Raw genomic sequence first — 5,371 nt, forward strand, 5'->3', positions numbered from 1 at the left:
CCCGCCGACAAGCCGATCACCGTTACCGGCGGTGTGGTCGGTTTGAAGGGAAATCTCGCGCCTGAGGGCGCGATCGTGAAGGTCGCGGGCATGTCGAACTTGAAATTCACCGGTCCGGCCCGTTGCTTCGATCGCGAAGAGGATGCCTTCGAGGCGGTCCAGAAGAAGACGTACAGGGAAGGCGAGGTCATCGTCATCCGCTACGAGGGACCGCGTGGCGGTCCCGGCATGCGGGAAATGCTTTCGACCACGGCGGCGCTGACCGGGCAGGGCATGGGCGGCAAGATAGCACTTATCACCGACGGTCGATTCTCCGGCGCGACGCGCGGCTTCTGCATCGGCCATGTCGGGCCGGAAGCAGCGGTGGGCGGCCCGATCGCGCTGCTGCAGGACGGCGATCTCATTGAAATCGATGCGGTCGTCGGGACGCTTGACGTCAAATTGACAGAGGCGGAGTTGGCCGAGCGCAAATCCAAATGGAGGTCTCGCCCGACCAATCATACGTCAGGTGCATTGTGGAAATATGCTCAGCAGGTCGGGCCGGCGGTGGGTGGCGCGGTAACCCATCCGGGCGGGGCGCAAGAGAAACTGTGTTATGCGGATATTTGAACGTATCATTGTCGCCTTGAAGTCGGAGCCCTCTTGGCCCCTCCCGGCGCTCGCGTGGCACTTAGCGACACAGGATGGAGGAAGCTGACCGGCATGCTCGACCAGCAAGAGATAGCAGCGGCTTCGCGTGCCTTGCACGATCATTGGCGCGCTGGCTCGAAGCTCGCCGCGCTTGAGCCTGGTCTACGACCGCGCGACCGCATCGAGGCCTATGCCATTCAGGCAGAGATTGAACGCACCTCGCGCGGAAAACTGTTCGGCTGGAAGATCGCCGCGACCAGCGAAGCCGGCCAGAAGCACATTAATGTCGCGGGCCCCATGGCCGGTCGTATCCTGCCGGAAATGGTAGTCGCGGATGGCGGCGTCGCGTCGATGCACGGCAACGGGATGCGCGTCGCCGAGCCCGAATTCGCTTTTCGCATGGCAAGAGACCTGCCGCCGCGATCTTCGCCTTATACCGTGAGCGAGGTGCTTGACGCCGTCGGCAACCTGCACCCGGCGATCGAAATTCCAGACTCGCGATTTGCCGATTTTGTCACGGCCGGTGAGGCGCAGCTGATCGCGGACGATGCCTGCGCGCATTTGTTTGTCCTGGGTGCGCCGACGCCGGCGGATTGGCGCGCGCGCGATTTGATCGAGGAGAGACCGGCGATCACGCTGGGCGGCAAGGTTCATATCGGGCACGGCAAGAATGTACTCGGCGATCCCCGCGTCGCGCTGACCTGGCTCGCGAACGAATTGCGCGGGCTTGGGTTGACGCTGAGGGCAGGGGAGGTGGTCACGACCGGCACCTGTCATCCACCGCTGCCAATTCAGGCCGGCGATTTTGTCGCAGCCGATTTCGGTGTGCTCGGACACGTGTCGGTGGGGTTCGGGTAGAAAAACTCTCGCAGGACGGTCGATCCGGCAGCGCCCAACCCATCAATCAATAGAGGAACTTGCTGACCGCATCCTCGTTCCAATCGATGCCGTTTCCCGGTCTGTTTGGAACGTTGACGAACCCATCCTTCACTTCAAAGGGTTCGGCAATGATCGGATTGCCCCAGTCTCGCCACTCAAGCCAATCACATGTTTCCGTGGCACGAAGCAGGTGGGCGGAGACTTCCGGGTATAGATGACTGGACATCGGATGTCCGGAAGCCCCGGCGATGGCTGCCGAGCGCATCCAGCCTGTCACGCCACCGATGCGCATCAGGTCCGGCATATACAGATCGGCTGCCTGGGCAAGGACCGCCTGCAAGAAAGATCGCGGCCCGTAAATGTTCTCGCCGATCTGAACCGGTGTCTTGAGTTCGCGCGCCAGCTGGGCGGAATGCGCGTAGTCGTCAAATACAACCGGCTCCTCAAACCAATACAGACCCTGGTCATCCAAACCATGGCATCGGGAGATTGCTTCGTGCAGTGCGAGCCCCTGATTAAAATCGCACATGAGCTCGATGTCGGGGCCGATTGCGTCGCGCACCGTTCGAAGCGCTTCCATGTCCTCTCGCAAGCTGGGGCGACCAAGCCGGATCTTGATCGCGTTGAAATTCCCTTCCGCTACCAGTTGTTCTGCCTCCTCGCCCAACCTGTCCAGCGGGATGAGCCAAAGTCCGTTGGTGTTGTAGGTTCGAAGGTGACCGACGCTGCCCCCGAGCAGCGCAGCCAGCGGCAATCCCGCTGCCTTCGCGAGAGCGTCCCATATGGCCATGTCGATGCCCGCGGCAGCGATGAGGCTTACGCCCTGCCGCCCGATCAGATGCAGCTTGTTCATCGCATCCCGAAAGAAGTCGAGCGGTGCGAGTTGACGCCCTTTGAGCATATCGGCCAAATCAAGAATAGCCGGGCCGATGTAGCGCACTGCTTCCCTTAAATAAGGCTCAAGATAGCTTCTGCCGACAACACCCTCTTTTGTTTTGACATCGATCAGGATGAACGGCCACTCTGGGTAAGCGCCCACTTTGGACACGATCGGCCTGCGCATCGGAATCGAGACCGCGCGCACCTCAATTCCCTCCAAGGTCAGCTTGTTCTTGCTCTGCATGTTACCCTCGCAGCATTATCGTATTCCGCGGTTCTGAGGCTGATCCACCATCTTCGAGGCACGCGCAAATCCTTCGTCAAGGCGCCTCGTGAACGGGCGCCGGCGCATGTTCGAAGCGGGTGTCGTGCCCGAGAATCAGAACGATCACGCCCGACATCACCATGAAGCCCGCCAGACCATAGAGGCCACTCGCGAAGGTGCCCGTAAAATCCTTCATCCAGCCGATGAAGAACGGACCGACAAAACCGCCAAGATTGCCGAGCGCGTTGATCAGCGCAATCCCGCCGGCGGCCGCCGCGCCGCTCAACATCGCCGTCGGAAGCGGCCAGAAAGAGGGCAGCGCTGCGTAGATGCAGCCGGCGGCGATCGTAAGGAAGACGTAGGATGCGGTAGACGAGGCGACGCTCGCGCTCGCTGCCAGTGCGATCCCGCCCAACATCGACGGAATGATCATATGCCACTTGCGCTCGCCGGTGGCGTCGGAATGCCGCGTCCACCAGATGATGGCGAGCGCCCCGACCAGTCCCGGGATTGCCGTAAGGAATCCCGTCTCCATGATGCTGGCGCCAAAATTCTTGACGATCTGTGGCAGCCAGAGTCCGAGGCTGTAAAGGCCGATCACGACGCCGAAGTAAACCAGAGCCAGCGCAAGGACGCGCGGATGGGTAAGCGCTTCTTTCAGCGTGAAGTGATGAATGGCCTCCTTGTTGGCGCGCTCGGCGGCGAGCCGCTGGACGAGCCAGCTGCGCTCCTCGATGCTAAGCCAGGTTGCGTCCTTCGGACTATCGGTCAGGTATGCAAGAACAACGAAGCCCATGATGAACGTCGGCATCCCCTCGAAAATGAACATCCATTGCCAGCCCTTCAGGCCCAGGAGCCCGACCCCGACAACGCTCAGAATCCAGCTCGAAAACGGCGCGCCGATCAGGGAGGAGATCGGCACGGCGACCATGAACATGCCGATGATGCGGGCGCGCACCTCGGCGGGGAACCAGTAGGTGAGATAAAGGATGATCCCGGGGAAGAAGCCGGCCTCGGCAACGCCGAATATAAATCGCAATACATAGAAGCTCCTGTCGTTCCAGATGAACGCATGGCCGATAGACAAGATGCCCCAGGTGATCATGATGCGCGCGATCCAGATGCGCGCGCCGGTCTTTTCGAGAATCAGGTTACTGGGCACTTCGAAAAGGAAATAGCCGAGGAAGAAGATACTCGCGCCAAGGCCGAACGCCGTCGACGAGAGTCCGATGTCCTTGTTCATCGTCAGGGCGGCAAAGCCGATGTTGACCCGGTCCAGATAGGACAGGAAATAGCACAAGATCAGGAAGGGAATGAACCGACGCGACACTTTCGCGATAACTTGATTCGGATTGACGCTCATTTTACCCCCGCCGCCGGAAACCTCGTGGTTGCCGGAGCCGAACCACCATGTACCTGAAATCCGCCTGGTCGTGCGGACGAACTCTGGGCTCTGTAACGTAAAGTCTAAGGCACGCCGAACTATTCATTGCGCTGGATCTGGGCATGTTGGATTAAAGCCGGCGCAATAAATCACCGAAAAGCCGGCTGCGCGCCCGCCCACACGGCCTGCGATCGCAACGCATCCAGCAATCCCACGCCCTTGGGCTGACAAAGGTGGTCGACGTCCTCCCTTGACCGCGTCAATTTCTTCCGCTCTTCCGCTCTTCCGCTCTTCCGCTCTTCGTCCCCTAGCGGTTTTGTCGGCCAGCTTGCAGGTCGGCGGCCACTGGCGACAACATGAGAAACCGCACAGCCAATGTGCATCAATCCCACAACTGCCGCGAGGGGTATTGGTGTGGTGGACAGTTTCTGGGACGATGCGCCGCAGGCCTTCAGGCCGGAAGCCGATAAATTCCACAAGCTTCAAGGAGCAAGTGATTTCTGTTCCACGGGGTCGGCAACGTCATCGTCTTTCACCGCGTGGTCGGACTGCGGATCATGGGGCTTGAGCCCGACGAGGCCGCGATATCGGCCTCGATGCCCAAAGCGCGCCCGGTGTTGGCAGAACTGGCACGGCTGTTGGGCAGGCAATCTTTTTTGCTGGCGAAGCGATCTCGCTGGCCGACCTCCTGGTCGCCGGTCATCAGCTTCTTCACCGAGAGGGCTGAACTCGGCGCGCCGCATTCGTATCTCGCGGCGTGGCTGGCGCGGATGGAGGCGCGGTCCAGCATGAAAGCCACGACCTGGCAGCGCGTCGCCGAGCTGGCCAAAGCGGCCTGATCAAGAAATGCCGAATCGCTTGCGTTCTGCGCGCGCATAGGCCGAATTCACCACTTCAGCATCGATTTCGCCACCACGCTCGATCAAATCTGGCGCTGGTTTGTGGTGCGTCAATGCTCACGTAGCAACAAACTCACGACAAAAGTGCCCGCCGTCGGGCATAGCGCGAGCTAATTTTTCCAAATGCAGCGCGCTGGGCAGACGCACTTTACAACCAGAGATCGACTACTCGCTCCAGTGGTATTTTTTATCATTCGTCACCCAGGAGAGACGCATGTCGAAGAGAGCTCTGAAGACAACGCCGATGCTTTCGCTTGCTTTGGTAACGCTCGGTGGATCAAGTCTGGTCTACGCAGCCGCAAACCCACCTCCGTTGGACAATATTACCAGCCTTCCCCCTGCAACGGCCGGCGATCTTACCCCGGCTAATCCGCCCTTGATCACAGATCCATTGGTGGCGGTGCCTGAACCCAAAAACCTGTCGACTTATGTCAG

General features: G+C 60.1%; 5 protein-coding genes and 1 pseudogene. 3 read left to right on the forward strand and 3 right to left on the reverse strand.

The window, feature by feature from the left end; genetic code table 11:
• Positions 1-609, forward strand: a pseudogene (locus ABSG20_RS28930) (dihydroxy-acid dehydratase); the annotation flags it as partial.
• A gap of 93 nt (positions 610-702) precedes the next feature.
• Positions 703-1,488, forward strand: coding sequence for a 2-keto-4-pentenoate hydratase (locus ABSG20_RS28935; protein ID WP_423867883.1), 786 nt, complete (start codon positions 703-705; stop codon positions 1,486-1,488).
• A gap of 46 nt (positions 1,489-1,534) precedes the next feature.
• On the opposite strand, the gene ABSG20_RS28940 is transcribed toward ABSG20_RS28935, so the two are convergent.
• The 3 genes from ABSG20_RS28940 to ABSG20_RS28950 form a co-directional block, all read right to left on the reverse strand.
• Positions 1,535-2,632, reverse strand: a complete 1,098-nt coding sequence (locus tag ABSG20_RS28940; RefSeq protein ID WP_423867884.1) for an enolase C-terminal domain-like protein — start codon at positions 2,630-2,632, stop codon at positions 1,535-1,537.
• Between the two features lie 76 nt (positions 2,633-2,708).
• A complete protein-coding gene (locus ABSG20_RS28945) occupies positions 2,709-4,016 on the reverse strand; it encodes an MFS transporter (RefSeq protein WP_423867885.1) in 1,308 nt (435 codons plus the stop codon).
• 553 nt (positions 4,017-4,569) lie between these two features.
• On the reverse strand, positions 4,570-4,827 hold the full coding sequence (locus ABSG20_RS28950) for a hypothetical protein (RefSeq protein ID WP_423867886.1): 258 nt from the start codon (positions 4,825-4,827) through the stop codon (positions 4,570-4,572).
• A 323-nt stretch (positions 4,828-5,150) separates the two neighbouring features.
• Between ABSG20_RS28950 and ABSG20_RS28955 the strand changes: the two genes are divergently transcribed.
• Positions 5,151-5,371: hypothetical protein (locus ABSG20_RS28955; RefSeq protein ID WP_423867887.1), on the forward strand; the 221-nt coding region annotated here is incomplete at its 3' end.

This window comes from Bradyrhizobium sp. (genome assembly GCF_049512235.1).
Taxonomy (GTDB): domain Bacteria; phylum Pseudomonadota; class Alphaproteobacteria; order Rhizobiales; family Xanthobacteraceae; genus Bradyrhizobium.